We start from the raw sequence: 3,018 nt of genomic DNA on the forward strand, positions 1-3,018 counted from the left end.
TTCATTCCGACGCCGGAGAAAGTCACGCAGCGCTATCCGCTGATCCTGACGACGGGCCGCATCCTGTCGCAATACAACGTCGGCGCGCAGACGCGCCGGACCGAGAACGTCCGGTGGCACGAAGAGGATCGCCTCGAGATCCATCCGCACGACGCGGAAGATCGCGGAATCCGGACGGGCGACTGGGTCGGCATCGAGTCGCGTGCCGGTCAGACGGTGTTGCGCGCGCTGGTGTCCGAGCGCATGCAGCCGGGCGTCGTCTACACGACGTTCCACTTCCCCGAATCGGGTGCGAACGTGATCACGACGGAAAGCTCCGACTGGGCGACGAACTGCCCGGAATACAAGGTGACGGCCGTTCAGGTGCTGCCGGTTGCGCAACCGTCCGACTGGCAACAAGCGTATGCGCGCTTCAACTCGGAGCAGCTCGGTCTGCTCGAGCGCCGCGCCGCCGAGCCGGCCGCCGTGACGACGGGCAAGTGAGACTGCGATGAACAGCGAACACCTGATCGACATGGCCAACCAGATCGGCGCATTCTTCGAATCGATGCCCGATCGCGACGAAGCGCTGACCGGGATCGCCGAGCATATCCGGCGCTTCTGGGAGCCGCGGATGCGCCGTGCGCTGCTCGCCGCGCTCGCCGATCCGTCGAGCGAAGCCGGGCAACGCGCGACGCCGATCGTGCGCGATGCGATCGCCGCGCATCGCGCGTCGCTCGTCCCCGCCGCGGCGCCCGCCTGACCGCGCGGCTACGCGGATACCGACATGCCCGCGAACCAGCTTTCGCAGTGGCGCAGCAGCGCGTTCGCGTCGGTTGCCGTGCGCCCGCGCGCGGCAACGTAGCCGTCGGGCCGCAGCAGATAGAACGACGGGCGCGAGCGGCCGTATTCCTGCGCGAGCCCGGCCGTACCATCGCCTTCGGCATCGGCGACACGCCACACGCGCACCGCTTCCGGCATGATCCGCTCGAGCCCCTGCACGAGCGCCTGCGCATCGGCCGGGATCGGCGGCACCTCGCCGGCGTCGGCATTCATCGGCTCTTCCAGCAGCAACAGCGTGAAGCAGGCCGGATCGTGAAGATCGTATAGCCGCGCCGTACCGGGCGCGCGACCGAGCGGCCCGTCGAGCACGTGTACGAGTGCGTCGGGCGCCCGCTCGCCCGCGCGCGGGCCGCCGTCGAGCACGCGCTCGAGCGTGAGTGGACTCTTCCGGTATTGCACGCCGAGCTCGCTGACCGTGCGCCTGACCGCGTCGCGCATCGGCCCGAACGACGCCAGCAGCGGCACGACGTGATCACGCAGCAGCTTCATCGCGCCGCGCTCGGCTTCGACGATCTGCGTGACGAAACCGGTCTGCCGCAATACGTCCCGCTCGATCGGGTGGCGCTCCGCGTGATACGTGTCGAGCAATCGCTCGGGCGCGCCTGCGCCGAGGACGCGGGCGAGCTTCCAGCCCAGGTTGAACGCCTCCTGGATGCCGGTGTTCATGCCCTGCGCGCCGGCCGGGCTGTGGACGTGCGCGGCGTCGCCCGCGAAGAACACGCGGCCGTGACGCAGCCGGTCGACCATCCGGCTGTGCAGGTGGAAATAGGACGACCACGCGAGATCGCTCGGCGAGATCGATGCGCCGACGCGCGCACGGATGATCGCGTCGCATTCGTCGAGCGACGGCGCCGGCGCGTCGGGCGACGCGTCGCTGCGGGGCGGCCGGTCCGCGACGAGCCGGTAACGGCCGCCTCCCATCGGAAACAGGCCCGCGATGCCGGCGGGTGTCGTGAACAGATGAATCTCTTCGTCCGGCCAGTCGGGTATCGCCGCGAAATCGGCCAGCAGGAAAGTCTGTTCGAACGCATGCCCGGCAAAGCCCAGGCCGAGCAGATGCCTCACCGTGCTGTGCGCGCCGTCGGCGGCAATCAGGTACGAGGGAGCGAACGACTCGTCGCGGCCGTCGGCGCGGCGCAGCGTCACGTCGAGCGACGTGCCGCCCGCATCGCAGCCGGTCAGCACCGTCCCGCGTTCAACGCTCACGCCCATGCCGGCCAGGTGCTCGGCGAGCAGCCGCTCGGTAACGCTCTGGTCGAGAAACATCAGATACGGATAGCGCGTTCGCAGCGGATCGAAATCGAGCCGTGCGATCACGCGGCCGTCGGCGTGCAGCTCGGCCGCATGCGCGCGATGACCGAGCGCGAGAAACGGCTCGACCGCGCGATGCTGCTCCAGCAGTTCGAGCGTGCGCGCCTGGATGCCGATCGCACGCGAAAACGGCGCGGGCGCGACGAGACGATCGATGATGCGCACCGGCACGCGGGCCCGTGCGAGGCTCATCGCCGCGGCGAGGCCGGTAGGCCCCGCGCCGACGATCAGCACGGGCGGGATATCAGGCAGTGTGTCAGCCATGAGAACCTCGATGACACGCGACTCTGCAAGTCTACGCCGCTCCGCGTCACGGGGCCATATGCCGACCGGCCGATACGCGGCCGCGCCGCGCGGTGTGGGAAAATACGCGCTTTCCGCCAGTTTTCGCGTCATGGATTCCGCATTCGACCAGGCGTACGCCGCGCACCGTGCCGGCCGCCTCGCCGAGGCCGAGCACGGCTATCGCAACGCGCTCGCCTCCAACCCCGCCGATGCCGATGCGCTGCACCTGTTCGGCGTGCTGCGGCACCAGCAGGGCCAGCACGCCGAGGCGGCCGATCTCGTCGGCCGCGCCGTCGCGCTGCGTCCGGACGATGCCGCGCTGCAGCTCAATCTCGGCAACGCGCTGAAAGCGCTCGGCCGGCTCGACGAAGCGATCGACCGCTTTCGCAACGCGCTGACGCTCGCGCCCGAATTTCCGCTCGCGCACTACAACCTCGGCAACGCGTATGCGGCACTGCAGCGTCACGACGATGCGATCGACGCCTTCGGTCGTGCGCTGCGGCTCACGCCCGACGCGCGTCGATCCACAACAATCTCGGCAACGCGCTGAACGCGCTCGGCCGCCACGACGACGCGCTCGCCGCGTTTCGGCGCGCACTC

The 3,018-nt window shown here is 69.6% G+C and carries 3 protein-coding genes and 1 pseudogene; 3 read left to right on the top strand and 1 reads right to left on the bottom strand.

The window, feature by feature from the left end:
* Nucleotides 1-483, top strand: a 483-nt coding sequence (locus JMF90_RS31260; protein WP_305790767.1) for a molybdopterin oxidoreductase family protein, incomplete at its 5' end; no start/stop codon positions are given.
* Between the two features lie 7 nt (nucleotides 484-490).
* Complete coding sequence (locus tag JMF90_RS31265; protein ID WP_201316776.1) at nucleotides 491-742, top strand: formate dehydrogenase subunit delta; 252 nt, start codon at nucleotides 491-493, stop codon at nucleotides 740-742.
* Between the two features lie 8 nt (nucleotides 743-750).
* Here JMF90_RS31265 and JMF90_RS31270 read toward each other — a convergent pair whose 3' ends face one another.
* Complete coding sequence (locus JMF90_RS31270) at nucleotides 751-2,397, bottom strand: FAD-dependent monooxygenase (protein ID WP_201316775.1); 1,647 nt, start codon at nucleotides 2,395-2,397, stop codon at nucleotides 751-753.
* A 130-nt stretch (nucleotides 2,398-2,527) separates the two neighbouring features.
* Here JMF90_RS31270 and JMF90_RS31275 point away from each other — a divergent pair.
* Nucleotides 2,528-3,018, top strand: a pseudogene (locus JMF90_RS31275) (tetratricopeptide repeat protein); the annotation flags it as partial.

The sequence above is a fragment of the Burkholderia sp. E168m23 genome (genome assembly GCF_016586125.1).
GTDB classification, from domain to species: Bacteria; Pseudomonadota; Gammaproteobacteria; order Burkholderiales; family Burkholderiaceae; genus Burkholderia; species Burkholderia orbicola.

Bases quoted from the DNA above. Each gene is read 5' to 3' on its own strand.
- JMF90_RS31265 (WP_201316776.1), top strand. From the start codon at position 491: ATGAACAGCGAACACCTGATCGACATGGCCAACCAGATCGGCGCATTC.
- JMF90_RS31270 (WP_201316775.1), bottom strand. From the start codon at position 2,397: ATGGCTGACACACTGCCTGATATCCCGCCCGTGCTGATCGTCGGCGCG.